The sequence below is a fragment of the Achromobacter ruhlandii genome (assembly GCF_002082135.1).
In the GTDB taxonomy this organism is placed as follows: Bacteria; Pseudomonadota; Gammaproteobacteria; order Burkholderiales; family Burkholderiaceae_B; genus Achromobacter; species Achromobacter ruhlandii.
Genome location: NZ_CP017433.1, coordinates 3,225,910 through 3,252,725, shown reverse-complemented (window position 1 = coordinate 3,252,725; position 26,816 = coordinate 3,225,910). Strand labels below are relative to the sequence as shown.

Sequence of the window (26,816 nt, the reverse complement as noted above, 5' to 3'; positions counted from 1 at the left end):
ATAGTCCTGCTTGGCCTCCGGCCCATAGTCCCGCAGGTGGTCGGCCGAGAAATTCATGCCGCCGATGAAGGCGCAGGCGCCGTCCACCGCCACGGTCTTGCGGTGCATGCGCCGGAACAGGTTGGTGCGCACGCCCAGCAGGCGCGGGCGCGGATCGAACAGATGCACGCGCACGCCGGCGTCGGTCAGCGGCGCCAGGAACGCATCGGACAGCGCGTCCGACCCATAGCCGTCGACCAGTACATCCACGCTGACGCCGCGCCGCGCGGCGGCGATCAGGCCGCGTTGCAGATCGCGCCCGACCGGGTCGTCGAACAGGATGAAGGTCTCGACCAGGATTTCACGGCCGGCGGCGTCCACGGCGGCGCGCACCGCCGGAAAATAGGCCTCGCCGTTTTCCAGCAAGGTGTAGCGGTTGCCGTCGCGCCAGCCCAGCGGCGGGGGCGTCATAGCGCGATCTCCGCCGCGATCGGCACGTGGTCGGACAGGCGCGACCAGACCCGCGAGGCCAGCGGCACCGGCCGCCAATCCCGCACGTCGCGCACGTAGATGCGGTCCAGCCGCAGCAGCGGCCAGCGCGCGGGAAAGGTGCGGGCCGGCCGGCCCAGGCGCGAGGTGAAGACCTCGCGCACCCGGCAATCCCGCAGCAGGCCATCGGCATTCAGGCGCCAGTCGTTGAAATCGCCGGCGATCAGCAGCGCCTCGCCGGCGGGCACGTCGCGCGCCACCAGGCGGCACAGACTGGCGATCTGGCGCCGGCGATGGCCCTCGCGCAAGCCCAGGTGGACGCAGATCGCGTGCAGCGCGCGGGCGCTGCCAGGTATTTCCAGCACGCAATGCAGCAGGCCGCGGCTTTCATGGCGGCCGATGCTGACGTCATGGTTCTCGAAGCGCGTGATCGGATAGCGCGACAGCACCGCGTTGCCATGGTGGCCGGCCGGATAGACGGCGTTGCGGCCGTAGGCGAAATCGCGCCATAGCGTGTCGGCCAGGAATTCGTACTGCGAGGCGGCCGGCCAGCCCTGCGGACGGCGCGCCGCCATGCCCTGGTGTTCCCCCACCACCTCCTGCAGGAACACCAGGTCAGGCGCCGCCGACCGCAGCGCGTCGCGCAGGTCGGGCAGCATGAATCGGCGGTTGAAGCTGGTGTAGCCCTTGTGGGTATTGACGGTCAGCACCGTCAAGGTGGCGGGGGCAGGCATGGCGTCTCCAGGCGCGGTAATCCTCGCCCGGTAGCAAGTGCCGTGCCTGGCGCCAGTAGCGCTACAGTCCCAGCGCCAACAGCATCAGGAAGGCGCCGAACAGCACGAAATGGGTCATGCCCTCGATCGCGTTGGTCTGGCCGTCATTCAGGTTGATGGCGGCCACCAGCAGGGTCACGAGCATCATCAGGGTCTGCAGCGGCGTCATTGCGATGTCGATGCGCTGCCCGGAGAACAACGCCAGCGCCTCCATGGCGGGCACGGTCAGGATCACCGTGGACAGCGAAGCCCCCAGCGCGATATTGACGACCGACTGCATGCGATTGGCCAGGGCGGCGCGCAGGGCGGTCAGCATCTCCGGCGCGGCCGAGATGCCGGCCACGATCAGCGCCACCAGGCCGGCGGGCACCGCCATGCCCGCCAGGCCGCGATTGAGGGAATGCGACATCAGCTCGGCCAGCGCGCCCACCGCGGCAATGCCAACCGCCATGACGACGATCGACTGGCGCCGGCTCGGGTAGCCGGAGGGCGGCGACGGCTGGCGCGTCTTCTTGTCCGGATAGCTGTAGCTGAAGAAGTAGCTGTGCGGGCCGGTCTGCATGCGCAGGAACACGCCGTACAGCAACAGCATCGCCACGATGGTGAAGCCGCTGTAGGCGCGCCAGCCTGCCTGGGGCACGAATTCGGGGATGATCATCGACACCGTCACGGCGGTCAGGATCATGACGCTGTAGGTGCGCGCGGAATCGTCGTTGTAGGCCTGCTCGCCGTGCTTGAAGCCGCCGATCAGCGCGGCCACGCCCAGGATGCCATTGATGTCCAGCATGACGGCCGAATAGATGCTGTCGCGCACCAGCGTCGGCGAGCCCGCCTGGGACGAGACGATGGCCAGCACGATCACCTCGACCAGTACCGCCGACAGCGTCAGGATCATGCTGCCATAGGGGTCGCCCAGCTTGCGGGCGATGCGCTCGGCGTGGCGCGCCACGCTCAGCGACGCGGCCAGGATGGCGCCGATCAGCACCGCGCTTTCCAGCAGGCTGGACAGGCGGCCGTAACCGCCCAGGCGGGAATCGAGCGCGAATCCGGCGATCGCGACGGCGCAGGCCAGGAGCAGGAACTTCTCTGACTGCAGAATGGATTTCATCGGGACTGGGGCAGGCCGCAATAGTGCGAGCCTAGCACGGCCGGGCCGCCGGCGGCGCGCGCGGCGGGCACGCGGCTTGCTGGATCAACGGTTTCGTCGGACCGGAAACAGACCCCATGCCCATCACCCGCGTACCCAGGCGGCCATCATCGTCGAAGCGAACGTCCCCCGAGCAGGGGGGCGGCCGTGGCAATCCCGTCTCCCGTTTCTTCGACCATTTCGCCGCGCATGTGACCCGAGGGGCGGGTTCGCCCGTCGCCTTCGGGCTGGCGTTGATCGCGGTCGTGGTGTGGGGACTTTCCGGTCCGGCGTTCGATTATTCCGAAACCTGGCAGTTGGTCATCAATACCGGCACGACCATCGTCACCTTCCTGATGGTGTTCGTGATCCAGCAGAGCCAGAACAAGGACAGCGAGGCCGTGCACCTGAAGCTGGACGAGTTGCTGATCGCGCTCCAGGGCGCCGACGAGCGGCTGGTCGACGCCGAGCGCCTGGACGAAGACAAGTTGCTGGCGCTGGCGGCGGCCTGCACGGCGCGCGCCCGCACGCAGCGGCGCAAGCGTGCCCGGACCCGGAGGCGGCAATGAGCCATGCCACGCCGACCGTCCGCAAGGGTCAGTACGGCGGCCCGCCGGATCGCGACACCGTTCGCGATCGCTTCATGCGGCGTTTCCAGGATCCGGCATTCGCGGCGGAGCGCGGGGCTGGAGCGCGATACCGGTCACTACCGGCCTACGCCACCCGCCATGAGGAGCTGGACTGCGATGCCGCGGTTTGGCAGGGGGCACGCAACGTGTCGCGGGTGCTGGCCAATTTGCTGCCACGCCCGCGGCATGGCGATCTGGTGGAAAGGGATCACGGTATCCACGATCCCCGGCCGAAATGAGCGCGCGCCGTCGCCGCCGGCCCGCTGGGTCCGGCGCGACCGCCGCCGCTCCAATCTGGGAGGCAGGTCATGAGTCCTGACTGGTCGGAGATGTTCTCCTTCTCGATCGCCCCGGTCGAGATCATCATCCGCGGCAGCATCGTCTACTGGTTCATCTTCGTTCTGCTGCGGCTGGCGGGCCGGCGTGACATCGGCTCCTTCGGGGTGGCTGACATGCTGGTGCTGGTACTGATCGCCGACGCGGCCCAGAACGCCATGGCGGGCGAATACAAGTCCATCGTCGACGGCCTGGTGCTGGTGTCCACCATCGTCGGCTGGACGGTCGTGGTGGACCGCGCGGGTTATTTCTTCAAACCGGTCGGTCGGTTGCTGGCCGCCGATCGTGTATGCCTGATCCATGACGGCGTCATCGCTCGGCGCAACCTGCGGCGCGAGTACATCACCGAAGACGAACTGATGAGCGAGCTGCGGCTGAAAGGCGTGAGCGACTTGAGCGAGGTGCGCCGCGCCTACATGGAGGCGGACGGCAATATCAGCGTGCTCAGGAAAAAGGGCGGCAAGGATACGTAAAGCGGACGCGTGACGCGCGAACGGCGCGGTCCGCGGCGCCTTCGGCACGGCGGTTGCTGGAGAGAGCCGGCGGCATCAGCCGCGACCCACCGATCACGCCGCGGCAACCCCGCCGGAAACACACAGGAGTCAACCATGACGCAAAAGACTTTGCAGGATCTCTTCATCCACGAACTGTCGGACATCTACAGCGCCGAGAAGCAACTTACCCGCGCCTTGCCCAAGATGGCGCGCGCGGCCAGCGAGGCCAAGCTCGCCGAGGCCTTCACCGCGCACCTGGAGGAAACCCGGGGCCAGGTGGAACGGATCGACAAGATCGTCGAGGCAACGGGCCTGCGGCTCAAGCGCGTCAAGTGCGCGGCGATGGAGGGCTTGGTGGAAGAGGGCCGCGACGTCATCGAGGAAGTCGAAAAAGGCCCCGTGCTGGATGCCGCGCTGATCGCGTCGGCGCAGAAGGTCGAGCACTACGAGATCGCCAGCTACGGCACGCTGTGCACCTTTGCCAAGCAGCTGGGACATGGCGATGCGCTGGCGCTGCTCAAGGAAACGTTGGCCGAGGAAAAAGCCGCCGATGAAAAGCTGACCACGCTGGCGCTGGAGCAGGCCAATGCCAAGGCGGCGCGGGCCGGCAAGGCCGCGTGATATCGACACGACGATCAGGAGACCGCCATGGGCAATGCCATCACGCATCCGGAGGCGCCAGACCCGGGCCGCAAGGCGCCGGCCCGGCCCGATCAATCGCCCGCCGAGTCGCCCGACCCGCCCGCGCGCGATGAAAAGGCGGACCGGCGCGGCCGCTGGCCGCCCGACAGCCTGCCCAATCCGATGCCGGAAGTCGATCCGCAACAGACGCCGGGCATCGATCGACTCGGCGATACCGGCCCCGAACAGCAAGTATGGGCGCGCAGTGGACGCGCACTCTAGGAAACCGCCATGGACATGTACGCACCGCCGACAGCCATACCCACCCCTTCCGCGCGCCGCGCGCCGCCCTCCGCGATGGCGGCCGGACGCCCGCCCGCGCGGCGGGCGACCCCGCGCGTGCCGTTGAACGGCTTCTCGCATGTCTTGCCCGCCACCCTGGCGGCCAACCTGGAGCGGCGTCTGGCAACGGCCACGCAAGAGGCGTGGGCGCAACGCCTGTGGGCCGGGGACGCCACCCTCTGGAGCGGTGGCGACGAAAGCGAATGGCTGGGCTGGCTGCGGCCTGGCACCGCCCCGACGGACCTTGGCCGCCTCGCGGCCGCTTGCCGCCGGCTGTGCGTGGCGGGCTTTACCGATACGGTATGGCTGGGCATGGGCGGCGCCACGCTGGGCGCCGAGGCGCTGGCGCACATCCTGGGCGTGGCCGGCGGCGGCTTGCGCCTGCACGTGCTCGATTCCACCGACGTGGCGCAGATCCTGGCGCTGCAGGCGCGGCTGGACTTGACCCGCACGCTCTTCGTGGTCGCCAGCAAATCGGGCACTACGTTGGAGTCCGGCATGCTGGCCGCCTACTTCCAGCAGTGCGTGGCGCGGCGGCTGGGCCGGCAGGAAGCCGCCCGCCGCTTCGTCGCCATCACCGATCCCGGCACGCCGCTGCATGCGCGCGCGCTCCAGGAGGGCTACGCGGCGATCTTCCTGGGCAATCCCGCCGTGGGCGGCCGCTATTCGGTGCTGTCCGCGTTCGGCCTGGCGGCGGCGGCGCTGATGGGACATGATCCGGCCCGCCTGTTGCGCGCCACCCAGCCCATGCGCCGCGCCTGTTCCGCGCGCCGCGACCCGAGGCGCAATCCCGGCCTGGTGCTGGGCGCCCTGCTGGGCGAGGCGGCGCTCGCCGGCCACGACAAGGTCACCTTGCTGGCCGACCCGGGCCTGGAAGCGCTGGCCTGCTGGCTGGAGCAACTGCTGGCCGAATCCACCGGCAAGGACGGCAAGGGCCTGATTCCGATCGCCCAGGAACCCCTGGCCGAGCCGGCGGACTATGGCCGCGACCGGCTCTTCGTCCACCTGTCCAACGGGCAATCCGCCGGGCTGGAGGCCAGGGTGCGGCAATTGGCCGCCGCAGGCCATCCCGTGGTGACCTGCCACAGCGGCGCGGCGTTATCGGTGGGGCAGGAATTCTTCCGCTGGCAGGCGGCCACCGCCATCGCCGCCGCCGTGCTGGGCGTCAATCCCTTTGACCAGCCCGACGTCGAGGCCAGCAAGGCGCGCGCGCGCAGCCTGGCGGCGGCGCCGGATGGCACGGCCGGCGCGCAGACGTGCGCATTGCTGCGGGTGCAAGGGCCGCTGGCCTTCCACGGTGCGCCCACGGCGGCGCCGGCGTCGTTCGCGCGGCTGGCGGCGCACCTGGACGCGGGCGGCTACGTGGCGCTGCTGGCGTATTTGCCGCGCGACGCAGACTGCGAACGCTGGTTGGCATCGGCGCGCGACTGCGTGCGTGGCGGCACCGGCGCGGCCACGGTGGGCGGCTTTGGTCCGCGTTACCTGCATTCCTGCGGGCAACTACACAAGGGGGGAACCGCGGGCGGCGTGTTCCTGTTCATCACCGCCGATGCGCCGCAAGCGCTGGCCGCGCCGGGCCATGGCGCAAGCTTTGGCGCCACGCAGGTCGCCCAGGCGCGCGCCGACATGGAAGAACTGATGGCGCGAGGCCGGCAATGCCTGCGCATCCACATTTCGGGGGATCTCGACGCCGGCCTGGCGCGGCTTGCCGCGCTGCTGCGCCAGGACCTGGCTCACGGCGCGGGCGTCCGCGCCGCCTGAGGCAATTTGCCCGAGGCGCTTTACCCGATGTTCTTCACACCCGATGCTCCCCCACCTCAGGCCGTGCAACGCCCGGCCGCGTCCGGCCCGGACCGGGCCGTACCTTATTGGAGATATCCCATGAAGCTTTCCCGACTCATCATCAGCGCCGCCGCGCTCGGCGCCCTGGCCACCGCCTCCGCGTGGGCCCAGGGCAGACAGCCGGACGGCAATGCGACGCCGCCCGCGACCACCGCGCCGGCCCCCAAGCCGATGCCCAAGGCGCAGCCCGGGCAGGCGAGCCCGCAGCCGCAACCCAAGGCGCAACCGGGACAAGGCGATTCGCGCGCCGTGCCCAAGTCGCAGTCGCCGCAAGGCGAGCCGCGTCCGGCCAAGGATGACCGTCCGGCCCGGCGCCTGGAAGGCGAAGGCGGCACCGATAGCCGCGGCCCGGCGCGTGGCCAGGGCGGCACGGGCTCCACGGGGCAGGGCGGCATGCCGGGCTCCGGCGCGTCGGCCGGTTCCGGCGGCACCACCGACACGCGCTGACGCAGCGCCGGGCGGCGGCGCGGAACTCACGCCGCCGCTTCCTCCCCGCGCGCCGCGCGCCGTGCCAGGTGCAGGATGCTTTCGGGCAGCGCCAGCGCGATATCGGCGGCCTGCAGGTCGCGCATCACGCCCAGGTAGATGGCCTGTTGCAGATCCATGTAGCGGTTGTAGTCGGCGCTCATGACGTAATACACCGCCTCGAATTCCAGCGCGCTCTCGCCCAGCCGCGCCAGGTGGGCGCGGTCGTAGCGGGTGTCCGGCTGTTCCTCGATGCGCGCGCGGATGATGGCGGGGATGGCGGCCACCTGGTCGACCGGGGTGCGATACGCCACCCGGATCGAGAACACAATGCGCCGTTGCTGCATGCGCTTGTAGTTCTGGATTGTCTGCTTGAGCAGCTCGGTGTTCGAGCACACGATCTGTTCGCCGCCCAGGCTGCGGATGCGGGTGGTCTTGAGGCCGACGTGCTCGATGCTGCCGGCCACGGCGCCGAAGACGATGAAATCGCCGGCCTCGAATGGCTTGTCCAACCCGATCGAGATCGACGCGAACAGATCGCTCAGGATGGTCTGCACCGCCAACGCCACCGCCACGCCGCCGATGCCCAGGCTGGCGACCAGCGCGGTGATGTTCACGCCCACGTTGTCCAGCATGGCCAGCAGCACGATCACCCAGACCAGCGCCCGCAGCAGGAACGACAGCAGCGTGGCGGTGATGGAGCCGGTGCGCCCGCGCGCCGCCACGGCGTGGGCCAGGCCCACGTCGATGCCGCGATCCAGCCACAGCGCCAGTTGCAGCGCGATCAGGACGAACCACAGGTGGCCCGGGCCCGCGCGTCCTGGCAGCGGCGCGCCCACCAGGTCCGCCGCCAGCAGCAGCGAGGCCAGCGCCAGGATCACCCAGTTGGTGCGCAGCAGGATGCGCGACGCCGCGCCGGCGATCCCCTGGCCGGGGGATCGCGCCAGGCGATCCAGGCGTGCCCGCGCCAGGCGCAGGACCAGCATCAGCAGGCCGCACAGCGCGGCGCCCGTCGCCAGCGCCGCGAGCCACAGCGCGACGGGATGATCGGCGAGCAGGGTGGAGAAGGAAAACCAGGGGGAGGGCATGTCGTCTCCGGGGGAAGGGGATGCCGCCACGCAGCAACTGCCGTGCCGCCGGCCGGCCTCTGGCGGTGCGGTGGCACGGCAGTTGCTGGATGCGTTTCATCCCTACCAGACAGGATCGCCTCCCATGCCGGCCAATCCCGCCTCCCGGCCACTGTCCCTGGACGACGCCGCCGCATTGCCCCGCCTCGTCATCCTCTCGCCCCATCTGGACGACGCGGCGCTCAGCTGCGCGGGCCTGCTGCGCGCGCGGCCCGGCAGTGTCGTCGCGACGGTGTACAGCGGCCTGCCGCCGGACGCAGGCATGCTGACCGACTGGGATCGCCGCTGCGGCTTCGCCAGTGCCGGCCAGGCCATGCGGACCCGCGCCGGCGAGGATGATCGCGCCCTGGAAGAGGTCCGGGCCGAGCGCATGACGCTCGATTTCATCGACAGCCAGTACCTGCCTTGCGCGGACGCCGACATGCCGGCGCTGACGGAACGATTGCTGCGGCTCGTGGCGGACCTGCGGCCCGACGGCGTGCTGATCCCGATGGGCCTGCTGCACCACGACCATGTGCGCGTCAGCGACGCCGCCTTGCTGGTCCGCGAGGCGCGCCGCGAAGCCGTGTGGTTCGCCTATGAAGATGTGCCTTACCGGGACCTGCCGGGCCAATTGCAGGAACGCTTGGGGCGCCTGCATGCGCGCGGCGTGCGCATGGCGCCGCTGGACTGGCGTCCGGATGTGGCGGGCAAGGCGCGAGTGCTCGCGGCTTATGCGTCCCAGCTCAAGGGCCTCGGACGGCAGGCAGACCAGTTGGGCCGCGACGAGCGCTATTGGCGCCTGCTCGACGGGTGAACCGCTGTGGCGACCGCCGATTCCCGCATCTCCATCGTGGTGCTGACGCGCAATCGCCGCGACGAGGTCTGCCGCACGCTGCGCAACCTGCTGGCGCTGCCGCTGCGCGCTGCCATTATCGTGGTCGACAATGGCAGCGAGGATGACAGCGCCGCCACCATCATGCGCGACTTCCCGCAGGTCACGTTGTTGCGGGCCGGCGCCAACCTGGGGGCCGCCGGCCGCAACCTGGGCGTTGCGCGGGTGACGACGCCGTATGTGGCGTTTTGCGATGACGACACCTGGTGGGCGCCCGACGCGCTGGCCCGCGCCGCCGACATCCTCGACCTGAATCCGGCGATCGCGGTGCTGAACGCGCGGGTGCTGGTGGGCCCGGAGGGCCGGACCGACCCGGCTTGCGCGGCGATGGCGCGCAGCCCGCTGCCCGGGGTTGCCGGAGTCGGGCCGGGGCTGGTCGGCTTCATGGCCGGCGCCTGCGTGCTGCGGACTGCCGCCTTTCGGCGGGCCGGCGGCTACTGGCCGCTGTTCTTCATCGGCGGCGAAGAGGCGTTGCTGGCGCTGGATATCCGCGCCGCTGGCGGCCGCATCGTCTATGCGGCGCACGTGTGCACACATCATTGGCCGTCGTCCCGGCGCAATGCGCCGCTGCGCCGCCGGCTGCTGGCCCGCAATGCCCTGTGGACGGCCTGGCTGCGGTTGCCGGCCCGTCTGGCGTGGCGGCGTAGCCGCGCCGTGCTGCAAAGCCTGCCCGGCTGGCGCGAGCGCGGCCGCGCCTGCCTGGACGCCGCGGCGCAGTGGCGCCTGATCCAGCGCCATCGGCGCGTTGTGCCGCCCGCGCTGTGCGCGGAACTGCGGCAGGTCTGGCGCGCCGACGCGGGCCCCTGATTGCCCATCCCTGAAACAGGAGAACCAACCATGAAGTCCCTGCCTTTGGCCGCCTATTGGGAGCGCGACGCGGCCGCGCGCGCCGTGAAGCTGGCCTTGCCGATGCTGGAAGCGGCGCGCGTCGACACCCTGGTCGGCGAAAGCGGCTTCCTGCACGTCGTGGTGATGAACCCCTTGGCCCGGCACGGTGAATGCGACTTCGCCAGCGCCATTCTGTACGAGGAAAGCGTCGGCGACCCCCGCCGCTGGGATGCCGATTACGGCGCCTTCGCGCGCGGCAAGGCACGGTTGAGCTGGCGCACCGGCCTGTCCAGCCACGAAGTGCTGATGTCGCGCCCGCATCTGTTGCAGGCCAAGGACGCGCCGGTGTGGGGGAGCGTATGCATCGATGGCATCGTGGTGGCCGCGAGCGGCGCCAACCCCTGGTTCGACGAGGCCTTTGCGGCGGCGGTGGCCCATCTTTTCAAGGCGGTGGTGCGGGGCCGGCGCGAGGCGGCTGTCGCATCGTAGCCTGACGGGGAAGGGGCTGGGCCGTCGTGGAACGCGGGTTGCTGGCCGCAGTGCGCAAATCGGCCAGGAGGCAAGACCATGAACGGAACCGGTACCCAGGAGGCGCGCGCCGCGCGCAGGGAAGTGACCCGCACCATCATCCAGGCATTGTGGAAATATCGCCGCCGCACCGGCGCCGCGCTGGCCCTGCTGGTCGCCGCCAAACTGCTGATGGTGCTGGTGCCCGTCCTGCTCAAGCAGATCGTCGATACCTTGAGCGCGCCGGGGCTGCTCACCTTGCCGGCCTTCCTGCTGCTGGGCTATGCCGTGGTGCGCTTTGGCGGCAGTGTCTTCACGGAGCTGCGAGATGTGGTGTTTTCGCGAGTCGTGCAGCGCACCGTGGCTGAATTCACCGTCGCGGTGTTTTCCAGGCTGCAGCGGCTGGGCGCGCGCTTTCACGGCGCGCGCCAGACGGGCGCGCTGGCCCGCGATGTCGAACGCGGCACCAACGGGGTCGGATTCCTGCTGGGCACCGGGCTGTTCACGTTGCTGCCGACGCTGGTGGAGATCGTATCGGTGGTCCTGATCCTGGTGATGGGCTACAGCGCCTGGTTCGCCGTCATTGTGGTGCTGACTTTCATCGCCTATTCGGCCTACACCAGCGTGCTGGTGCGCAAGCGCATGGCCTATCAGCGGCGCTTGAACGACCTGGACTCCAAGGCCAGCGGTCGCCTGGTCGACAGCCTGCTCAATTACGAAGCGGTCAAGCTCAACGCCAACGAGGGACTGGAGTCGGAGCGGTTGACGCGGGTGCTGCACGATTGGGCCGATGTGGGCGTGCGCAACCAGCGCTCGTTGTCGCGCCTGCATGTCGGGCAGAGCGGCATCATCGCGTGCGGCGTGGCGGCGGTGATGGTATTGGCCGGCCAACAGGTTGTGGGCGGCGCAATGACGGTGGGCGATCTGGTGCTGGTCAATGCCTACATCATCCAGATCTGCCTGCCGCTGAACACCCTCGGTCTGATCTTCCGCCAGGCCAAGGAGGCATTCGTCAATGCCGAGCGCGTGTGCGAACTACTGCGCCATCCGATCGAGACGGGGGACGATCCCGGCCTGCCATCGCTGGAGCCGGGCGCCGGCGAGATCCGTTTCGAGGATGTCGGCTTTGGCTATGAGCCGGGCCGGCGGATCCTGTGGAACATCGATTTCACGGTGCCAGCGGGCACCACGCTGGCGGTGGTCGGCGGCAGCGGCTCGGGAAAGTCGACGCTGGCGCGCCTGCTGTTCCGGTTCTACGACGTCGACAGCGGGCGCGTGTCGATCAACGGCCAGGACCTGCGCGCCGTCAATGTGCGCAGCATCCGCCGCGCGCTGGGCATCGTGCCGCAGGACACGCTGCTGTTCAATGAGACCATCGCCTACAACATCGGCTACAGCAGGCCGCAGGCCACCCATGACCAGATCGTGCAGGCCGCGCGCGGCGCGCGCGTACACGACTTCATCGAGAGCCTGCCCGCGGGCTATGAGACGCCGGTGGGCGAGCGCGGCGTAAAGCTGTCAGGCGGTGAACGCCAGCGCATCGCCATTGCCCGCGCGATCCTGAAGAATCCGGCGATCATGGTGTTCGATGAAGCCACCTCGGCGCTCGACACGCGCACGGAACGCGCGATCCAGGCCGAGCTGCAGCGCCTGTCCACTGGCCGGACCACGCTGATCATCGCGCACCGCCTGTCCACCATCGTGCACGCTCACAACATCCTGGTGCTGGATCACGGCCGCATCGTTGAACAAGGCCGGCACGAAGAATTGCTGGCGCGTCAGGGGATGTATGCGCAGATGTGGGCCTTGCAGCGGCAGCAGTCCGCGCTGGAGGCGGCGCAGGGCCGTTCGACGCGCCAGCCGGTCAACCTGGTCGCGGTGGTGGCGGGCGTGCTGGATGCCTCGCGCGAAGCCGCGCAGCAGAAGGGCGTCAACCTGTTCACCCAGATCGGGAGCGAGGCCGCGCGCATCACGGGAGATCCGAGCGACCTGCAGGAACTGGTGTGGAACCTGATCCTGCATGCCATCGCCGTGACGCCGCCCGGCGGGCGTGTCGGCATCCGGCTGCAGCGCGAGGGCCCGATGACGCGGCTGACAGTGACGGACGGTCGTGGGGAATCTGGCCAGGAAAGCGGGGGGGCTGTAACTGACTTGGCGCTGAATCCGACGGATGCCCTGCGCGCCGCGGTTGCCCTCGACCCGGCGCAATTGGCGGCACAGGCGCAACGGCAGGGCGGCACGTTCCATAGCATGCCGTCGGCGGCGGGCGGGCAGGGCTGTTCCGTGGACTTCCCGGTGCGTGCGGTGGAGGCGGCCGCATTGCGCACCGATATGAATCTGCCCGACCTGCACGGGGTCAATGTGGTGCTGGTCGATGATCAGGCCGAGGCGCGCGAGATGGTGGCGGAGATCCTTAAAACGCAAGGCGCGAACGTGTCTCAGTATCCCGATGGGCGGCAGGTATTGGCCGCACTGGAGGCGGCCGCCGCGGCGCAATGGCCACAAGTATTGATCTGCGACCTGTCGCTGGGAGACATCGACGGCTACGAGGTCATAGACCGCATCCGCACGCTGGAAGCGGAGCGCGGCGCGGCCCTGGCGCATCGGCTGCCGGCCATCGCGCTGTCGGGCCATGCCAGTCCGGACTACCGCTTGCGCAGCCTGCTGGCGGGTTTTCAGGTTCATCTGGCCAAGCCAGTGGATCCCAACGAGCTGTTGGCGACGGTGGGAACCCTGTTGCCAGGCGCGGCTTCGCGCGCGGGACCGGTGGCCTGAGGCGATTCCCGCACTTGATTCCCGCACTTCTTACATGCCGGAAGTAAGAAGTACCGCATACCCGTTTGCTTCAGCAGCGCCGGGAACCGCTCGAATCGTTGACGCTTGCTCGTGCGCCACGACGCGTCGGCATAGCACTTGCGACATGGAGACATCCGCGCGGGACTTCGCTCCCCGCGATGTTTCGAGAACCGCGACAGGAGCACCGACATGCCCAATCCGCCCAGATACAACCCCCATCGCTCGGACCAGGATAGCGACCGCGAGCCATGGCGGGATCCCGCGCCTTCGTACGGCTACCAGAACGAAGCGATCCGCCGTGGTCCCGGCACGCGCGACACCCGCGCCGGCCTGCGCAGTCGCAGCGCCGATCCGGGCCAGAGCAGCTATGGGGGCTTCAGCAACGAAGACCCCGCGTACCAGCGCCAGCACACTTATGGCCGCGAGTCGTCCCGCCCGTCATCGCCGCCATCCGGGTCGGGCCCCGATTCCTATGGCGCGGAGGATGGCGGTTTCTATGGCAACCGGCCGCCCTGGCGCGACGATGCCGAAATGATGTCGTTCGCCACCGCTGAACGCGGCGAGCCGCTGGGCGGCATGACGTCGTGGCGCGACCGCGTCGCCGGACGCACCGACCCTAAAGGGTATGTCCGCTCGGACGAACGCGTGCGCGAAATCGTCTGCGAATACCTGGCGCACAGCGGCCTGGACGTGAGCGATGTATCCGTGGACGTGGCCGATGGCTGCGTGACCTTGACGGGCACGGTGGCGGACCGGCGCGCCAAGCACCGCATCGAGGATTGCGCCGACAGTTGCGCCGGCGTGCGGGACGTGGACAACCGCATCCGCATTGCCGGCACGCGACAGGGCGGCGGCGATGCGCCCGCCGACACCGCTATCGGCGGCGGCAAGGAATGATGGCGCGCCGGCGCCGCCGGCCGCAGGCCTCCCTTATTGGAGCTGGAACATGAAAAAGATCGCCATCATCAGTGAACATGCGTCGCCGCTGGCCGTGGCCGGCGGCGTCGACAGCGGCGGACAGAATGTCTATGTCGCGCAGGTGGCGCGCGAATTGGCGCGCGCCGGCCTGCAGGTCGACGTCTTCACCCGCAAGGACAATCCGGCGCTCGAGGCCGAGCACGCCTGGCTGCCGGGAATCAAGGTGGTGCACGTGCCGGCCGGACCGGAGGTCTATCTGCCCAAGGAGCGGATGCTGCCGTACATGGATGACTTCGCGCGTTACCTGTTGCGCTACGTCGGCGCTCAGGCGCGCGCCTACGACGTCATCCACGCCAATTTCTTCATGTCCGCCTGGGCCGCCTTGCCGGTGGCGCAGCGCTACGGCATTCCACTGGCCGTGACCTTCCACGCCTTGGGCAAGGTGCGGCGCCAGCACCAGCGGGAGGCAGACCTGTTTCCTGACAGCCGTTTCGATATCGAGACCGAAATCGCCCGACGCGCCGACCGCGTCATTGCCGAGTGCCCGCAGGACCGCCATGACCTGATGGCCCTTTACGGCGCCGACCCCGGACGCATCGAGGTCGTGCCCTGCGGCTACGACGCGGCCGAGATGGCGCCGCGGCCGATGGCGCAGGCGCGGGCGGCGCTGGGCTGGGACCACCAGGATTTCACCTTGCTGCAATTGGGGCGCATGGTGCCGCGCAAGGGCGTCGACAACGTCATCCGTGGCCTGGCGCGCCTGCGCCAACGCCATGGGGTGGCGGCGCGCTTGTGCGTGGTCGGGGGCAATTCCGACGATGCCGACGTGGCCGCCACCCCGGAGATCGGCCGGCTGCGCCAGGTCGCGGTGGACGAGGGCGTGGCCCCGTGGGTGCATTTCACCGGCCGCCGCCATCGCGACCAGCTCGCCGCCTACTACAGCGCCTGCGACGTGTTCGTGACCACGCCCTGGTATGAGCCCTTTGGCATCACGCCTGTCGAGGCCATGGCATGCGGCCGGCCGGTGGTCGGCGCGGACACCGGCGGCATCCGCAGCACGGTGCTGCACGGCAGAACCGGCTTCCTGGTGCCGCCACGCGATCCCGACTGCCTCGGCGAGCGCTTGGCGCTGCTGGCCGCCGACCCGGTCCTGTGCGCCCGGATGGGCGAGGCCGGCCGGCTGCGCGCCCGCCGCCTGTACACCTGGAAGCGGGTCGGACAGGACCTGTTGTCGGTCTATCGGCGGATGGCGGCGCAGGCCGCGCGCCAGGATCGCCACGCCGCGCGGATGGCGGCCTGAGATAAGGAGCACGACATGCTGGAATGTGAAAGCTTGAAAGGGCGGGTGGTGCTGGTCACGGGCGGCGGCAGCGGCTTGGGCCAGGCGCTCTGCGCCATGCTGGCCGCGCAGGGCGCGCGCGTGGCGCTGGCCGACATCGAGGAGCGGCGCGCGCAGCAAGTGGTGGACAGGCTGCGGGCCGAGGGCGCCGACGTGATGGGCTGTGTCATGGACGTGGGCGTGGCGCGCGACGTGCAGGACGGGCTGGACGCGGTGGTGCGCCATTTCGGCCGGCTTGACGCCGTCGTCAACAGCGCGGGCATCGACATGACCGCGCCCATCGACACGCTCGACACCGACGTCTGGGAGCGGGTCTTGCGCACCAACCTGACCGGGCCGTTCCTGATGGCCAAGCTGGCCAAGGGCCGTCTCAGCGCGGGCGGGCACATCGTTAATGTGGCCTCGACCGCCGCGCGCCGCGCCTGGCCCAATGCCAGCGCCTACCATGCCAGCAAGTGGGGCCTCATGGGCTTGTCGCATGCCTTGCATGCCGAACTGCGGCCGGCAGGATTGAAGGTGAGCGCGGTCATCGCCGGCGGCATGCGCACGCCGTTCCTGCTGGACCGCTTTCCCGATATCGATGTGGACACGCTGCAGGACCCCGCCAACGTGGCGCGAGCGGTCTGCTTCGTCCTCACCCAGCCGGCCGAGACCGTGGTGCCCGAAGTCATGGTGCTGCCGATGAAGGAAACGTCATGGCCCTGAGGCCCGCCGTGTTCCTCGACAAGGACGGCACCGTGCTCGCCGACGTGCCGTACAACGTCGACCCTGCGCGCATGGTGTACGCGCCCATGGCGTTTGCCGCGCTGAACCGCCTGGGCGCGGCGGGCGTGGCGCTGGTAGTGGTCAGCAACCAGTCGGGCGTCGCCCGGGGACTGTTTCCGGTGGCCGCCCTGGAGGCGGTGCGCGTCAAGCTGGCCGCCATGTTCATGGCGGCGGGCGCCTGGTTGGAAGGGTTCTACTGGTGTCCCCATCATCCCTCGGGGCGGGTGGCCGGCTACGCCATCGAATGCGATTGCCGCAAGCCGCGCCCGGGCCTGTTGCTACGGGCCGCCGGCGAGCTCGGGCTGGACCTGTCCCGTTCGTGGTTCATCGGCGACATTCTCGATGATGTCGAGGCCGCCAACCGCGCCGGATGCCGCAGCCTGCTGCTGGACGTCGGCCACGAGACCGAATGGCGCACCGGGCCGGATCGCACGCCCGATGCGCGCGCCCCGGACCTGGACGCCGCGGCGCGGCGCGTGCTCGCGGACTGGCCGGCGCAGAGGGGCGGCTGATGGAACGGCCCTGGCACGATTGCGCGCACGTGCTGTGCATCCGCCTGGACAACATGGGCGATGTGCTGATGTGCACGCCGGCCTTTCGCGCGCTGCGCCAATCCGGCGCCGCGCGCCTGTCGCTGCTGACCTCGACCTCGGGCGCGCGGCTGGCGCCATTCCTGCCGGACGTGGATACCGTGCTGGCCTACGACGCCGCCTGGGTCAAGAACGACACTGTCGGCAACGGCCGCGATCGCGACGCCATTGCCCGCCTGCGTGCCTTGCGTCCCGACGCGGCCGTGATCTTCACCGCCTACAGCCAGAGTGCGCTGCCGGCGGCGTTGTTGTGCCACCTGTCCGGGATACCGCGCGTGCTGGCCTACAGCCGCGAAAACCCCTATCGCCTGATCAGCGACTGGGTGCGCGAGACCGAACCGGCCGGCGGTATCCGCCACGAAGTGCGCCGGCAACTGGATCTGGTGGGCACTGTCGGTGCGCGCGCCGACCGCGCGGGACTGTCGTTCCGGGTGCGTGATGCGGATCGCGAGTCGCTGGCCTGGAAGCTGCACCGGCATGGGGTGACCGAGACGGGCGGCTGGATCTGCGCGCACGCCGGCGCCACGGCTCCGTCGCGCCGCTATCCGGCGGGCCTGATGATGGGCGCGTTGACCGGACTGCGAGGCGAAGGCCGCCGCGTGCTGCTGCTGGGCGGCCATGAGGACCCGGCGCTGGCCGCCGCGCTCGCGGCGGCGCGTCCCTTGTTGCCGGGCCTGGTGGACCTGTCGGGCGAGCTGGGCCTGGGGGAGCTGGGCGCGGCGCTGGAGTCCGCCGCCGTGCTCATCTGCAACAACAGCGGGCCGGCGCACCTGGCCGCCGCGCTCGGCGTGCCGGTGGTCGATCTGTATGCCTTGACCAATCCGCAGCACACACCCTGGATGACGGCGGCGCGCGTGCTCAATCAGGACGTGCCCTGCAAATACTGTTATCGCAGCGTTTGTCCCCAAGGACATCACGCCTGCCTGGCCGGGGTCGACCCGGAACGCGTCGCGGCCGCGGCGCGGGACCTGCTGCGCGCCACGGGCGCCGGGGTCGATCATCGTCCCGCCAAGGAGGAATTCCCATGTATACCCTAGGAATCAATGCCGCTTACCACGACTGTTCCGCCACCCTGGTACGCGACGGCGTCGTGCTGGCGGCGGCCGAGGAAGAACGCTTCACCCGCGTCAAGCATGGCAAGCGGCCGGTGCCTTTCACCACCTGGCAGCTGCCATACCATGCCATCGATTATTGCCTCTCGGTGGCGGACCTGCGGCTGCGCGACGTGGACCACATTGTGTATTCGTATGATCCGGCGCTGCTTGCCGGCTGCCGGCAGCGCGCGACAGACATCACCTTGCCGCTGGAGCCTTCGCGCGCCGGCGTCGGCAGCGAAGGCGAGTCGCCGTGGGAGCCGCTGTTCCTGTCCTATCTGGTCAACGCGCCGCGCCAGCTGCTGGACGGCGCCCCGCACCATCTGAAGTCGCCGCGCTGGGACGATCTGACGCTGGCGCACATCATGGAGCGCTGGGTGTTCCTGGATCATCATCTCTGCCACGAGGCCAGCGCCTATCTGGCCGCGCCGTGCGACGAATGCGCCGTGCTGACCATGGACGGGCGGGGCGAACGCACCACCACCAGTTACGGCCATTTCACCGAGGGCGAGTACGGCCGTCTCAAGCAGATCGACCTGCCGCATTCGCTGGGCCTGCTGTACGAGGAAGTGACACGTTATCTGGGGTTCCTGCATTCCTCGGACGAATACAAGGTGATGGCGCTGGCGTCCTTCGGCGAGCCAAGGTTCCGCAAGGAGTTCCGCGACATCCTGCGTCTGGAGGAGGAGGGCGGCTATTCCCTGCGGCCGGCGCGGCTGGTCGAACGCTTCGGCCCGGCGCGCCATCGCGGCGCGCCGTTCGAGGACCGGCACAAGCACATCGCCAGTTCGCTGCAATACGTGCTGGAGGAGACCGCACTGCACATGGCGCAATGGCTGCACCAGAAGACGGGCGCCCGCCATCTCAGCATGGCGGGCGGGGTGGCGCTGAACTGCGTGATGAATGCGCGTATCGCCCGCGATGGACCTTTCGACAGCGTGTGGGTGCAACCGGCCGCCGGCGACGCCGGCACATCGCTTGGGGCGGCGCTCTACGTCGACTATCACCGGCGCGGCGGTCAGCGCGCATGGACGATGGACCACGCGTATCTCGGGCCTTCCTACGGCGACGAGGAGATCGAGCGTTTCCTGTATGCGAGCCGGCAGGATTTCCGCCGGCTTGACGATGTGGCCGGAGAAACCGCCGCGCTGCTGGCGCAGGAGAAGATCATCGGCTGGTTCCAGGGGCGCATGGAGTTCGGGCCGCGCGCGCTGGGCGCCCGTTCGATCCTGGCTTCGCCGCTGGACAGCGCCATGCAGGCGCGCCTGAACGGCCTGAAAGACCGCGAGGATTTCCGGCCGGTGGCGCCGGTGGTGATGGAGGAGCGCGCCACGCAATGGTTCGACAGCCACGGCGCGGACGTGATCTGCGCGCCATTCATGCTGTTCGTCTACGACATCCTGCCGCATTGCGCCGGCCGCATTCCGGCGGTGCGCCACATCGACGGCACGGCGCGGGTGCAGACCGTGCGCCGCGACCAGAATCCGCGCTATTACGACCTGCTGGCCGCGTTCGAGCAGCGCACCGGCGTTCCGGTGCTGGTCAATACCTCGTTCAACACACGCGGCGAACCGGTGGTGTGCTCGCCGCGCGACGCGCTGGAGTGCTTCTGGACTTCGCCGCTGGATGCGCTGGTCATCGGCGCCTACCTGGTGGAGAAGCCGCGATGAATCGGGTTCCCGTGCCCTGCGTGTCGGTGGTGGTGCCGACCTTCAAGCGGCCGCTGCTGCTGGCACGTTGCCTGGCGGCGCTGGCGCGCCAGGATATCCCACGCGACCGCTACGAGGTGCTGGTGTGCGACGATGCGGCCAGCGCGGCCACCCGCCGCCAGGTGGAGGCCCTGCGGCGCGAATGGCAGGGGTTGCCATCCTTGCGCTATCTGGAGGTATCAGGCACGCGGGGGCCGGCAGGCGCCCGCAACCTGGGGTGGCGCAGCGCCAAGGCCGAACTCATCGCTTTCACCGATGACGACACCATCGTCCACCGCGACTGGCTGCGCCGTGGCCTGCACGCGCTGGGCACCGCGGGTGCGGATACCGCCGCGGTGAGCGGGGCCACCGACATGCCGCTGCCGGACCCGCCCAACGACTACGAACGCGACGCCGCCGGGCTGACCCGGTCGGAGTTCATCACCGCCAATTGCTTCCTGCGCCGATCCGCGCTGGTCGCGGTCGGCGGCTTCGATCCGCGCTACACCATGGCCTGGCGCGAAGACTCCGATCTGCATTTCGCCTTGTTGGATCAGGGCCTGGCGGTACGGCGCGCCGAAGAGGCGCGGGTGACCCATCCGCTGCGGCCGGTGCGCTTCGCCGCCGGGCTGGGCATGCAGAAGAAGGTGATGTTCGACATGCTGCTGCGCAGGAAGTACCCCTTGCTCTATCGCAGCCGGATCCGGCCGCATGCGCCGCGCTTCTATCTGGCGGTGAGCGCCAGCCTCCTCGCGGCCGCCGCGCTGGCGGCGCTGGGGCACTGGACGGGCGCGGCCATGGCGGCCGCCTTGTGGCTGGCGCTCAGCATTGTCTTCTTCCTGCGCCGGCTGCGCGGCACCCGGCGCACGCCGCGCGATGTGGCCGACCTGGCCGTCACATCGGCCTGCATTCCGGTTCTGTCCATCGCCTGGCGCACGGTCGGCCTGCTGCGTTTCGCGCGGGTGCGGCCATGAACGCGCCCACGCTGGGCGCTGGCACGCCGCGGCGCATCGTCGTGTTTCGCGCGCTGCAGCTGGGCGACATGTTGTGCGCGGTGCCGGCACTGCGGGCCCTGCGGCAAGCGTTTCCGCGGGCCGGGATCACGCTGCTCGGCCTGGCCGGGGCGCGCGAGTTCGTCGACCGCTTCCAGGCCTATGTCGACGACCTGATCGAGTTTCCGGGCATTGCGGCGTTTCCGGAACAGCCCAGCCGCCCGGCGGAACTGCCCGGCTTCCTGCGCCGGGTGCGCGCCTTGCGGCCCGACGTGGCCCTGCAGATGCACGGCAGCGGCACGCACTCGAACCGCATCGTCGATGCGCTGGGCGCGGCCTGGCGGGGCGGATTCGTCGCGCGCCGCCAGGCGCAGGAAGCCGGCCGCTACTTGCTCTGGCCCGACACGCTGCCCGAGCCGCAGCGCTACCTGGCGTTGCTGCGCTTCCTGGGCCTGCCTGTCGGCGACGACCGGCTGGAGTTTCCTGACCGCCCGGCCGACGCCATCCAGGCCCAGGCCCTGCTGCGGCGCCATGCCCTGGATCCCGCGCGGCTGGTATTGATGCACCCCGGCGCGCGGTTGGCTTCCCGGCGCTGGCCGCTGGCGCGCTATGCGCAGGTGGCGCGAGAATTGCATGGGGCCGGCTGGCAGGTCGCCCTGACCGGCACCGGCGCCGAGCGTCCCATGATCGATGAGCTGCGCCAGCGCGCGAACCTGCCGCTGCCGGACTTGTGCGGCGCCACTACGCTGGGCGGGCTGGCGTCCTTGCTGCGCGCCTGCCGCCTGCTGGTCTGCAATGACACCGGCGTGTCGCACCTGGCCGCGGCCGTTGGCGCGCCAAGTGTGGTGATTGCCTGTGGCAGTGACGCGCGGCGCTGGGCGCCGCGCGACCGGCGGCGGCATATCGTGCTGGCCGCCGCGGTGCCGTGCCGGCCGTGCGCCTACGAAATCTGCCCGATCGGCCATCCCTGCGCGCTGGGGGTGGGCGTGGCCGATGTGCTGGACCGGGCGCGGCGGCAACTGGCGGAGACGGCGTGATGAATCCGACCGAATTGCCGGCCCGGCGCCTGCGCATCCTGACCTGGCATGTCCACGGCAATTATCTCTATGCGCTCGGCCATGTGCCGCATGATTTCGTGGTGCCCCGGTTGCCCGGAGATCGGCCTGGCTATGGCGCGCTCGGCAACCGGATTCCGTGGGGGGCCAACATGGCGCAGGTGCCGGCCACCGAGCTGCAGCGGCAGCATTTCGACTGCGTGCTGTATCAATCGCGCCAGAACCTGGACGATGCGCGCCTGTTGTTGAGCGACGCCCAGCGCGCGCTGCCTTGCGCGTATCTGGAGCACAACCCGCCCGAACCCCATCCCACCGACACGCCGCATCCTTTCCGCCACGACCGCGGCCTGCTGGTGCATGTGACGCCCTTTAACGCGGAAATGTGGGACAACGGCGCCATGCCGGTGCGGGTGGTCGAACATGGCGTGCCGCCACCGGATGTGGTCTATGACGGCAGCCTGGCGCGCGGCATCGTGGTGGTCAACCATCTGGCGCGCCGTGGCCGGCGCATCGGACGCGATGTGTTCGAACGGATGCGCGCCCGGACGCCGCTGGATCTGATCGGCATGGGGTCGGCGTCGCTGGGCGGATTGGGCGAAGTGCCCAACATGGAGGTCGCGGCCTGCCTGGCGCGCTACCGTTATTTCTTCAGCCCGGTGCGCTACGCCAGCCTGGGCCTGTCGCTGGTGGAAGCAATGCTGTGCGGCGTGCCGGTGGTGGGTTTTGCCACGACCGAACTGCCCACGGTCATTACCAATGGTCGCGACGGCTACGTGGACACGCGCCTGGATGGATTGGTCGAGGTGGCGCGGCAATTGCTGGATGAACCCGCGCTGGCCCGCGCCTGGGGCGCGGCCGGCCGCCAGACCGCCTTGCGGCGTTTCGGCATGGCGCGTTTCGTGGCCGACTGGCTCAACGTATTCGACACCTTGATGGAGGCGGCATGAACATCACTACTGCGGGCAAGGGCCGCGCCCTGGTCGCGGGCGGCGCGGGATTCCTCGGATCCAATCTATGCGGGTATCTGCTGGCCGCCGGCTGGGAGGTGGTGTGCCTGGATAATTTCCAGACCGGACGGGCACGCAATGTGGCGCCGCTGGCCGCGCATCCCCGCTTTACCGTCCTGCGCCATGACATCGTCGAGCCGTTGGACGGGATGCGTGTTGATCGCATCTACAACCTGGCATGCCCCGCCTCTCCGGTGCACTACCAGGCCGATCCGCTGAAGACCCTGCGCACCTGCGTGCTCGGGGCCATGCAACTGCTGGAGCTGGCGCGGCGCTGCGGCGCCCGGGTGCTGCAGGCATCCACCAGCGAAGTCTATGGCGACCCGCTCGAGCATCCGCAGCGCGAAGCCTATTGGGGCCATGTCAATCCGGTGGGGCCGCGCTCCTGTTACGACGAGGGCAAGCGATGCGCCGAAACCATCTTCATGGAGTACGCGGCGCGCGAAGACGTCGATGTCCGCATCGCCCGCATTTTCAATACCTACGGCCCGCGCATGGCGCCCGACGACGGCCGCGTGGTATCGAATTTCATCGTCCAGGCGCTGGCCGGGCAGCCGTTGACGGTCTATGGCGATGGCACCCAGACCCGCTCGTTCTGCTATGTGGATGACCTCATCGACGGCCTGGTACGGCTGATGGAGTACCCGGGGCGCGATGTGCGGCCCGTTAACCTGGGCAACCCCGCCGAACTGACCATGCTGGAGATCGCCGACATGGTCCTCGCGCTGACCGGCGCCAGTGTGCCGCTGGTGCATCGCGCGCTGCCGGTGGATGACCCGACCCATCGTTGCCCGGATATTTCGCTGGCGCGCGACCGCCTGGGCTGGGCGCCCCGTATCGATCCCTATGAGGGCATGGCGCGCACGGTGGCCTATTTCTCGACGGAATCAGGGTGCGGCGCCGATGACGCGCGACGTCCGCGCGGGTTGCGCCAGGCGCGGGGGAATGTGACTTGCTGGGATCAGGCTTCCCGCTGATCCGAGGCGTGGCCCCGCCGCGCCACGGGTGGGCCTCACGAAGGAGTCAATCATGAAAGCTGTCGTATTCCATGGCATCGGCGATATTCGCCTGGACACGGTGCCGGATCCTGAACTGTTGGAGGACACCGACGCCATCGTGCGCCTGACCGCCAGCGCCATCTGCGGCACTGACCTGCATTTCGTGCGCGGCACGATGGAGGCGGTCAAGCCGGGCACGATCCTGGGCCACGAAGGGGTGGGAGTGGTCGAGCGCCTCGGGCCCGCCGTGCGCAATCTCAACCTGGGTGATCGCGTGGTGATTCCTTCCACTATCGCCTGTGGTTACTGCGCCTATTGCCGTGCCGGCTATTACGCGCAGTGCGACAACGCCAACCCCAACGGCCGCGACGCCGGCACGGCATTCTATGGCGGGCCCCAGGCCACGGGGCCGTTCGACGGGCTGCAGGCCGAACTGGCTCGGATTCCCTTCGCCAACGTGAACCTCGTCAAGATCCCGGACGGCGTCAGTGACGAACAGGCCTTGATGTTGTCGGATATTTTTCCCACCGGCTATTTCGGCGCCGACCTGGCAGGCATCAAGCCGGGCCATACGGTGGCGGTGTTCGGCTGCGGCCCGGTTGGCCAGTTCGCGATCGCCTCGGCGCGATTGATGGGCGCGGGGCGGATTTTCGCGGTCGACGCGGTTCCAGACCGGCTGGCGATGGCACGTGCACAGGGCGCCGAGGCCGTGGACTTCAATGCGGAAGACCCGGTGGCCTGCATCCGTGGCCTGACCGGCGGCATCGGCACCGATTGCGCCATCGACGCCGTCGGGGTGGACGCCGTGCATGCGCATGACGGACCCGCCGCCGTCGACTCCGCCGCGATGGAGCACGAGGCGCGCCAGACCGCCCCGAACGCCCGGCCCGACCAGGAGGGCAATTGGGTGCCGGGCGACGCGCCTTCGCAAGCGTTGCAATGGGCGGTGCAGGCGTTGGCCAAGGCCGGGACCCTGGCGATCATCGGCGTCTATCCGCCCAACGATCGCACCTTTCCGATCGGCGAGGCGATGAATAAGAACCTTACCGTGCGCATGGGCAATTGCAACCATCGCAAGTATGTGCCGCCGCTGATGGAACTGGTGCGCACCGGCGCCATCGACCCGGCGGCGATCCTTACGCGGCAGGAACCCCTGACCGGCGCGGTGGACGCCTACAAGGCCTTCGACCGGCGCCAGCCAGGCTGGATCAAGGTTGAACTGGCGCCCGCCCGCTGATGCGGATAGCGCAGGGGCCGCAAGTGGCATCCGACCGGGCACGGGGATTGCTGCCGGGAGGGTGTCGACCCCCCCAATCCCCCAACGAGGCCCGCCATGAAATCGAAAGACGCCCATACCCGTTCCTCCCTGGACGATACGCCCCGCACCAGCCAGGCCAGTCATCGCGACACGCAGAATCGGACCAAGAAGGAAGGTCACGCCACGCAGATCGGCACCGGGCAGGATCAGCAAAGTCAGCGCAATCGCGGCGCCGGCGCTCGCAGCAAGTCGTGACGCGAGAGCCGGTTCGACGGCACGCCGGTGCGTGCCGGCACGTTCGCGGGAGAAGATCACCATGAAACTTGCTCAAATGCGTCACTGCCGGCTCGTCATGGCCTGCGCCGCCATGGCGTTGGCTCTGGGCGCGGCCGTATCCGCCACCGGGGCCGAGCCGGGCCCCAAGGGCGCGACTGGCCAGGGCCGGGAAGGCCCGGCCAGTCCGCCGGCCGCGCCAGACAAAGGGCCGGCGGCACCCGCCAAGAGAGACCCGACCGCGCCGCCGCCGACCATTCCCCGGACCGCGCCATCGGACGACAGCGCCCAACCCACGCGAGGGCAGGGCACCGTAAATGGGTCGCGCGCCAATCCGGCGTCCGACGGCCACATACCGGGCGGCCGGGCGGGATCGGGCGGCGGCAAAAGCAACGCGTTCGGTCGTTGACGCGCCCCATACCATTCCCGGTGCGCGTCATGGACGCTTCAGGCCAGCCGCCCCGACGCCAGGTTCAGTAGCACCAGCAGCACGGTGCCGAGGGACCAAAGCAGCAATGTCAGCCACAAGCCGATCCTGAGCAGCGGGCGCGACCGTGCCCGGGCGGGCGTCGACGCGGGGGTGTCGGCCTGCGCGCGGTCGGCGTTGGCCGCGCACAGCCGGACAGAGGCCGGCGGGGCGGGCGCGGTCAGTGAAACCGCCGCGTTGCCGATCAGGGTGGTGGAGGCAGTCGGCTCGGGAGTGATCATGGCTTATCCTGTCATCAGGGCCCTGCGCTCAAGGTGGCGTGTTCCAGACTGACGCCTGCCGATACTGTTCCGCCCGCGCCAGCGTGCGATAGAAATCGGCGCCGGCGCAGACAAGGGCCTCCATTTCCCGCGGCGTCAGCTTGTGCTGCAACTGCGCCAGGCACTGGGCATAGTCGGCCAGTACCTCCGGCCAGTCGTTCACTTGCCGGTCGGAGACGGAGGTGGCCAGCATGCGGGCGAGTAGCTCGTCATGGTCCATTACGGGCCTGTGGCGAATGGGCCTGCCATCACGGAGAGCCAAGCGCGCTCGTATCCGACATTTTCATTGCTTGTCCGTGCCCTGCTTGAGCGCCTTGGCCATCTGCAGATGCTGCTGCAGCGTGGGCAGCGTCTGAATCGCGAATTGTTTGATGTCGGCGTCCTTGACCTCGTTCGACGCTTTCTCGAACAGCGTCACGGCGTCTTCATGCGCTCCCACGCCGATCTCATCGGCGTACGCCTTGTCAAAGCCCTCGTCGCGCAGGCCCAGCGCCTTCAGCCGCGCCTTCTGCATCAGCGAAGGTTCCGTTGGCACTTCATAGCCCTTGCCCTTGGCAAGCGCCGCCAACTGTTGCCCCGCCTTGCCGTGGTCATCGATCATCTTCTGCGCGAACGTCTTCACATCGGCGCCATGGGCCTTTTCCAAAGCCAGTTGGCTGCCCTGGACTTCCAGGTGGCCAGCCTGGGCGGCATTCTCCAGGAATTCGCGATCAGCGCTATCCAGCTTGGTGGCGGCGGGCGCGGTCGGCGCGGCTTGCGTCATGCCTGCCTGCGGGCCGGCCAGCGCGACCAGCAGCAGGGAGAGTGTGGTGAGACGGCGGATAGACATGGCTAGCTCCCGAAGTGGGGTAAGGGTGGGTGCGG

General features: G+C 69.3%; 30 protein-coding genes. 23 read left to right on the top strand and 7 right to left on the bottom strand.

Annotated elements, in window-relative coordinates; genetic code table 11:
* The 3 genes from AruCF_RS29930 to AruCF_RS14665 all read right to left on the bottom strand — a co-directional run.
* Window positions 1-450: phospholipase D-like domain-containing protein (locus AruCF_RS29930; protein WP_254431131.1), on the bottom strand; the 450-nt coding region annotated here is incomplete at its 3' end.
* Window positions 447-1,202: an endonuclease/exonuclease/phosphatase family protein gene (locus AruCF_RS14670; protein WP_049073797.1), complete on the bottom strand. Its 756-nt coding sequence runs from the start codon at window positions 1,200-1,202 to the stop codon at window positions 447-449. The genes AruCF_RS14670 and AruCF_RS29930, both read right to left, overlap by 4 nt.
* 61 nt (window positions 1,203-1,263) lie before the next feature.
* Window positions 1,264-2,349, bottom strand: a complete 1,086-nt coding sequence (locus AruCF_RS14665; RefSeq protein ID WP_049073794.1) for a calcium:cation antiporter — start codon at window positions 2,347-2,349, stop codon at window positions 1,264-1,266.
* Between the two features lie 116 nt (window positions 2,350-2,465).
* Between AruCF_RS14665 and AruCF_RS14660 the strand changes: the two genes are divergently transcribed.
* The 7 genes from AruCF_RS14660 to AruCF_RS14635 all read left to right on the top strand — a co-directional run bounded on the left by AruCF_RS14660 (window position 2,466) and on the right by AruCF_RS14635 (window position 7,078).
* Complete coding sequence (locus tag AruCF_RS14660) at window positions 2,466-2,936, top strand: low affinity iron permease family protein (RefSeq protein ID WP_080977426.1); 471 nt, start codon at window positions 2,466-2,468, stop codon at window positions 2,934-2,936.
* The gene (locus AruCF_RS29195) at window positions 2,933-3,235 is read left to right on the top strand and encodes a hypothetical protein (protein ID WP_144419134.1); all 303 of its coding nucleotides are present in this window, start codon (window positions 2,933-2,935) and stop codon (window positions 3,233-3,235) included. Before AruCF_RS14660 ends, AruCF_RS29195 begins: the two co-directional genes overlap by 4 nt.
* Before the next feature lie 69 nt (window positions 3,236-3,304).
* Window positions 3,305-3,805, top strand: coding sequence for a DUF421 domain-containing protein (locus AruCF_RS14655; protein WP_049073792.1), 501 nt, complete (start codon window positions 3,305-3,307; stop codon window positions 3,803-3,805).
* A gap of 135 nt (window positions 3,806-3,940) precedes the next feature.
* Window positions 3,941-4,447: a YciE/YciF ferroxidase family protein gene (locus AruCF_RS14650; RefSeq protein ID WP_049073791.1), complete on the top strand. Its 507-nt coding sequence runs from the start codon at window positions 3,941-3,943 to the stop codon at window positions 4,445-4,447.
* Between the two features lie 27 nt (window positions 4,448-4,474).
* On the top strand, window positions 4,475-4,729 hold the full coding sequence (locus AruCF_RS14645; RefSeq protein ID WP_049073790.1) for a hypothetical protein: 255 nt from the start codon (window positions 4,475-4,477) through the stop codon (window positions 4,727-4,729).
* A gap of 117 nt (window positions 4,730-4,846) precedes the next feature.
* On the top strand, window positions 4,847-6,550 hold the full coding sequence (locus AruCF_RS14640) for a phosphoglucose isomerase-related protein (RefSeq protein ID WP_158324578.1): 1,704 nt from the start codon (window positions 4,847-4,849) through the stop codon (window positions 6,548-6,550).
* Window positions 6,551-6,670: 120 nt separating this feature from the next.
* Complete coding sequence (locus AruCF_RS14635) at window positions 6,671-7,078, top strand: hypothetical protein (protein ID WP_049073789.1); 408 nt, start codon at window positions 6,671-6,673, stop codon at window positions 7,076-7,078.
* Window positions 7,079-7,104: 26 nt separating this feature from the next.
* Here the strand turns inward: AruCF_RS14635 and AruCF_RS14630 are convergent, their stop codons facing one another.
* Window positions 7,105-8,184 (bottom strand): mechanosensitive ion channel family protein, encoded by a 1,080-nt coding sequence (locus tag AruCF_RS14630; RefSeq protein ID WP_049073788.1) that lies wholly within the window; start codon window positions 8,182-8,184, stop codon window positions 7,105-7,107.
* Between the two features lie 124 nt (window positions 8,185-8,308).
* On the opposite strand from AruCF_RS14630, the gene AruCF_RS14625 reads away from it, so the two are divergent.
* From AruCF_RS14625 to AruCF_RS14555, 16 genes are all read left to right on the top strand, one after another.
* A complete protein-coding gene (locus AruCF_RS14625) occupies window positions 8,309-9,019 on the top strand; it encodes a PIG-L family deacetylase (protein ID WP_049073786.1) in 711 nt (236 codons plus the stop codon).
* 6 nt (window positions 9,020-9,025) lie between these two features.
* Window positions 9,026-9,904 (top strand): glycosyltransferase family 2 protein, encoded by an 879-nt coding sequence (locus AruCF_RS14620; RefSeq protein WP_049073784.1) that lies wholly within the window; start codon window positions 9,026-9,028, stop codon window positions 9,902-9,904.
* Between the two features lie 30 nt (window positions 9,905-9,934).
* Window positions 9,935-10,414, top strand: coding sequence for a hypothetical protein (locus tag AruCF_RS14615; RefSeq protein ID WP_049073782.1), 480 nt, complete (start codon window positions 9,935-9,937; stop codon window positions 10,412-10,414).
* A 78-nt stretch (window positions 10,415-10,492) separates the two neighbouring features.
* The gene (locus tag AruCF_RS14610) at window positions 10,493-13,207 is read left to right on the top strand and encodes an ATP-binding cassette domain-containing protein (RefSeq protein WP_049073780.1); all 2,715 of its coding nucleotides are present in this window, start codon (window positions 10,493-10,495) and stop codon (window positions 13,205-13,207) included.
* Between the two features lie 210 nt (window positions 13,208-13,417).
* Entirely contained in the window at window positions 13,418-14,125 is a 708-nt protein-coding gene (locus tag AruCF_RS14605) for a BON domain-containing protein (protein ID WP_053086007.1), read from the top strand.
* Window positions 14,126-14,174: 49 nt separating this feature from the next.
* Window positions 14,175-15,446: a glycosyltransferase family 4 protein gene (locus tag AruCF_RS29190; RefSeq protein WP_049073778.1), complete on the top strand. Its 1,272-nt coding sequence runs from the start codon at window positions 14,175-14,177 to the stop codon at window positions 15,444-15,446.
* 15 nt (window positions 15,447-15,461) lie between these two features.
* Window positions 15,462-16,190 (top strand): SDR family oxidoreductase, encoded by a 729-nt coding sequence (locus AruCF_RS29185; protein WP_049073776.1) that lies wholly within the window; start codon window positions 15,462-15,464, stop codon window positions 16,188-16,190.
* Entirely contained in the window at window positions 16,181-16,762 is a 582-nt protein-coding gene (locus AruCF_RS14595) for a D-glycero-alpha-D-manno-heptose-1,7-bisphosphate 7-phosphatase (protein ID WP_049073774.1), read from the top strand. The genes AruCF_RS29185 and AruCF_RS14595 overlap by 10 nt, the downstream gene beginning before the upstream one ends.
* The gene (locus tag AruCF_RS14590) at window positions 16,762-17,877 is read left to right on the top strand and encodes a glycosyltransferase family 9 protein (protein WP_053086006.1); all 1,116 of its coding nucleotides are present in this window, start codon (window positions 16,762-16,764) and stop codon (window positions 17,875-17,877) included. The genes AruCF_RS14595 and AruCF_RS14590 overlap by 1 nt, the downstream gene beginning before the upstream one ends.
* Window positions 17,865-19,604, top strand: a complete 1,740-nt coding sequence (locus AruCF_RS14585; RefSeq protein WP_049073772.1) for a carbamoyltransferase family protein — start codon at window positions 17,865-17,867, stop codon at window positions 19,602-19,604. The genes AruCF_RS14590 and AruCF_RS14585 overlap by 13 nt, the downstream gene beginning before the upstream one ends.
* The gene (locus AruCF_RS14580; RefSeq protein WP_049073771.1) at window positions 19,601-20,596 is read left to right on the top strand and encodes a glycosyltransferase family 2 protein; all 996 of its coding nucleotides are present in this window, start codon (window positions 19,601-19,603) and stop codon (window positions 20,594-20,596) included. Before AruCF_RS14585 ends, AruCF_RS14580 begins: the two co-directional genes overlap by 4 nt.
* On the top strand, window positions 20,593-21,651 hold the full coding sequence (locus tag AruCF_RS14575) for a glycosyltransferase family 9 protein (RefSeq protein ID WP_049073770.1): 1,059 nt from the start codon (window positions 20,593-20,595) through the stop codon (window positions 21,649-21,651). Before AruCF_RS14580 ends, AruCF_RS14575 begins: the two co-directional genes overlap by 4 nt.
* On the top strand, window positions 21,651-22,616 hold the full coding sequence (locus tag AruCF_RS14570; protein ID WP_049073769.1) for a glycosyltransferase: 966 nt from the start codon (window positions 21,651-21,653) through the stop codon (window positions 22,614-22,616). Before AruCF_RS14575 ends, AruCF_RS14570 begins: the two co-directional genes overlap by 1 nt.
* Entirely contained in the window at window positions 22,613-23,653 is a 1,041-nt protein-coding gene (locus AruCF_RS14565) for a UDP-glucuronic acid decarboxylase family protein (RefSeq protein ID WP_080977423.1), read from the top strand. Before AruCF_RS14570 ends, AruCF_RS14565 begins: the two co-directional genes overlap by 4 nt.
* 52 nt (window positions 23,654-23,705) lie before the next feature.
* Window positions 23,706-24,911, top strand: a complete 1,206-nt coding sequence (locus AruCF_RS14560) for a zinc-dependent alcohol dehydrogenase (protein ID WP_049073768.1) — start codon at window positions 23,706-23,708, stop codon at window positions 24,909-24,911.
* A 96-nt stretch (window positions 24,912-25,007) separates the two neighbouring features.
* Window positions 25,008-25,187, top strand: a complete 180-nt coding sequence (locus AruCF_RS14555) for a hypothetical protein (RefSeq protein ID WP_049073767.1) — start codon at window positions 25,008-25,010, stop codon at window positions 25,185-25,187.
* Between the two features lie 465 nt (window positions 25,188-25,652).
* Here AruCF_RS14555 and AruCF_RS14550 read toward each other — a convergent pair whose 3' ends face one another.
* From AruCF_RS14550 to AruCF_RS14540, 3 genes are all read right to left on the bottom strand, one after another.
* Complete coding sequence (locus tag AruCF_RS14550) at window positions 25,653-25,913, bottom strand: hypothetical protein (protein WP_049073764.1); 261 nt, start codon at window positions 25,911-25,913, stop codon at window positions 25,653-25,655.
* Window positions 25,914-25,941: 28 nt separating this feature from the next.
* A complete protein-coding gene (locus AruCF_RS14545) occupies window positions 25,942-26,145 on the bottom strand; it encodes a DNA-3-methyladenine glycosylase (RefSeq protein ID WP_235432657.1) in 204 nt (67 codons plus the stop codon).
* Window positions 26,146-26,235: 90 nt separating this feature from the next.
* The gene (locus AruCF_RS14540; RefSeq protein WP_053086005.1) at window positions 26,236-26,781 is read right to left on the bottom strand and encodes a DUF4142 domain-containing protein; all 546 of its coding nucleotides are present in this window, start codon (window positions 26,779-26,781) and stop codon (window positions 26,236-26,238) included.
* Window positions 26,782-26,816: the final 35 nt, after the last annotated feature.

Coding starts and splice junctions, on each gene's coding strand:
- AruCF_RS14590 (WP_053086006.1), top strand. CDS start 16,762: ATGGAACGGCCCTGGCACGATTGCGCGCACGTGCTGTGCATCCGCCTG.
- AruCF_RS14660 (WP_080977426.1), top strand. CDS start 2,466: ATGCCCATCACCCGCGTACCCAGGCGGCCATCATCGTCGAAGCGAACG.
- AruCF_RS14585 (WP_049073772.1), top strand. CDS start 17,865: ATGTATACCCTAGGAATCAATGCCGCTTACCACGACTGTTCCGCCACC.
- AruCF_RS14670 (WP_049073797.1), bottom strand. CDS start 1,202: ATGCCTGCCCCCGCCACCTTGACGGTGCTGACCGTCAATACCCACAAG.
- AruCF_RS14645 (WP_049073790.1), top strand. CDS start 4,475: ATGGGCAATGCCATCACGCATCCGGAGGCGCCAGACCCGGGCCGCAAG.
- AruCF_RS14560 (WP_049073768.1), top strand. CDS start 23,706: ATGAAAGCTGTCGTATTCCATGGCATCGGCGATATTCGCCTGGACACG.
- AruCF_RS29185 (WP_049073776.1), top strand. CDS start 15,462: ATGCTGGAATGTGAAAGCTTGAAAGGGCGGGTGGTGCTGGTCACGGGC.
- AruCF_RS14655 (WP_049073792.1), top strand. CDS start 3,305: ATGAGTCCTGACTGGTCGGAGATGTTCTCCTTCTCGATCGCCCCGGTC.
- AruCF_RS14540 (WP_053086005.1), bottom strand. CDS start 26,781: ATGTCTATCCGCCGTCTCACCACACTCTCCCTGCTGCTGGTCGCGCTG.
- AruCF_RS14570 (WP_049073769.1), top strand. CDS start 21,651: ATGAATCCGACCGAATTGCCGGCCCGGCGCCTGCGCATCCTGACCTGG.
- AruCF_RS14595 (WP_049073774.1), top strand. CDS start 16,181: ATGGCCCTGAGGCCCGCCGTGTTCCTCGACAAGGACGGCACCGTGCTC.
- AruCF_RS14565 (WP_080977423.1), top strand. CDS start 22,613: ATGAACATCACTACTGCGGGCAAGGGCCGCGCCCTGGTCGCGGGCGGC.
- AruCF_RS14605 (WP_053086007.1), top strand. CDS start 13,418: ATGCCCAATCCGCCCAGATACAACCCCCATCGCTCGGACCAGGATAGC.
- AruCF_RS14615 (WP_049073782.1), top strand. CDS start 9,935: ATGAAGTCCCTGCCTTTGGCCGCCTATTGGGAGCGCGACGCGGCCGCG.
- AruCF_RS14665 (WP_049073794.1), bottom strand. CDS start 2,349: ATGAAATCCATTCTGCAGTCAGAGAAGTTCCTGCTCCTGGCCTGCGCC.
- AruCF_RS14550 (WP_049073764.1), bottom strand. CDS start 25,913: ATGATCACTCCCGAGCCGACTGCCTCCACCACCCTGATCGGCAACGCG.
- AruCF_RS29190 (WP_049073778.1), top strand. CDS start 14,175: ATGAAAAAGATCGCCATCATCAGTGAACATGCGTCGCCGCTGGCCGTG.
- AruCF_RS14625 (WP_049073786.1), top strand. CDS start 8,309: ATGCCGGCCAATCCCGCCTCCCGGCCACTGTCCCTGGACGACGCCGCC.
- AruCF_RS14610 (WP_049073780.1), top strand. CDS start 10,493: ATGAACGGAACCGGTACCCAGGAGGCGCGCGCCGCGCGCAGGGAAGTG.
- AruCF_RS14575 (WP_049073770.1), top strand. CDS start 20,593: ATGAACGCGCCCACGCTGGGCGCTGGCACGCCGCGGCGCATCGTCGTG.
- AruCF_RS14635 (WP_049073789.1), top strand. CDS start 6,671: ATGAAGCTTTCCCGACTCATCATCAGCGCCGCCGCGCTCGGCGCCCTG.
- AruCF_RS14580 (WP_049073771.1), top strand. CDS start 19,601: ATGAATCGGGTTCCCGTGCCCTGCGTGTCGGTGGTGGTGCCGACCTTC.
- AruCF_RS29195 (WP_144419134.1), top strand. CDS start 2,933: ATGAGCCATGCCACGCCGACCGTCCGCAAGGGTCAGTACGGCGGCCCG.
- AruCF_RS14630 (WP_049073788.1), bottom strand. CDS start 8,184: ATGCCCTCCCCCTGGTTTTCCTTCTCCACCCTGCTCGCCGATCATCCC.
- AruCF_RS14545 (WP_235432657.1), bottom strand. CDS start 26,145: ATGCTGGCCACCTCCGTCTCCGACCGGCAAGTGAACGACTGGCCGGAG.
- AruCF_RS14650 (WP_049073791.1), top strand. CDS start 3,941: ATGACGCAAAAGACTTTGCAGGATCTCTTCATCCACGAACTGTCGGAC.
- AruCF_RS14555 (WP_049073767.1), top strand. CDS start 25,008: ATGAAATCGAAAGACGCCCATACCCGTTCCTCCCTGGACGATACGCCC.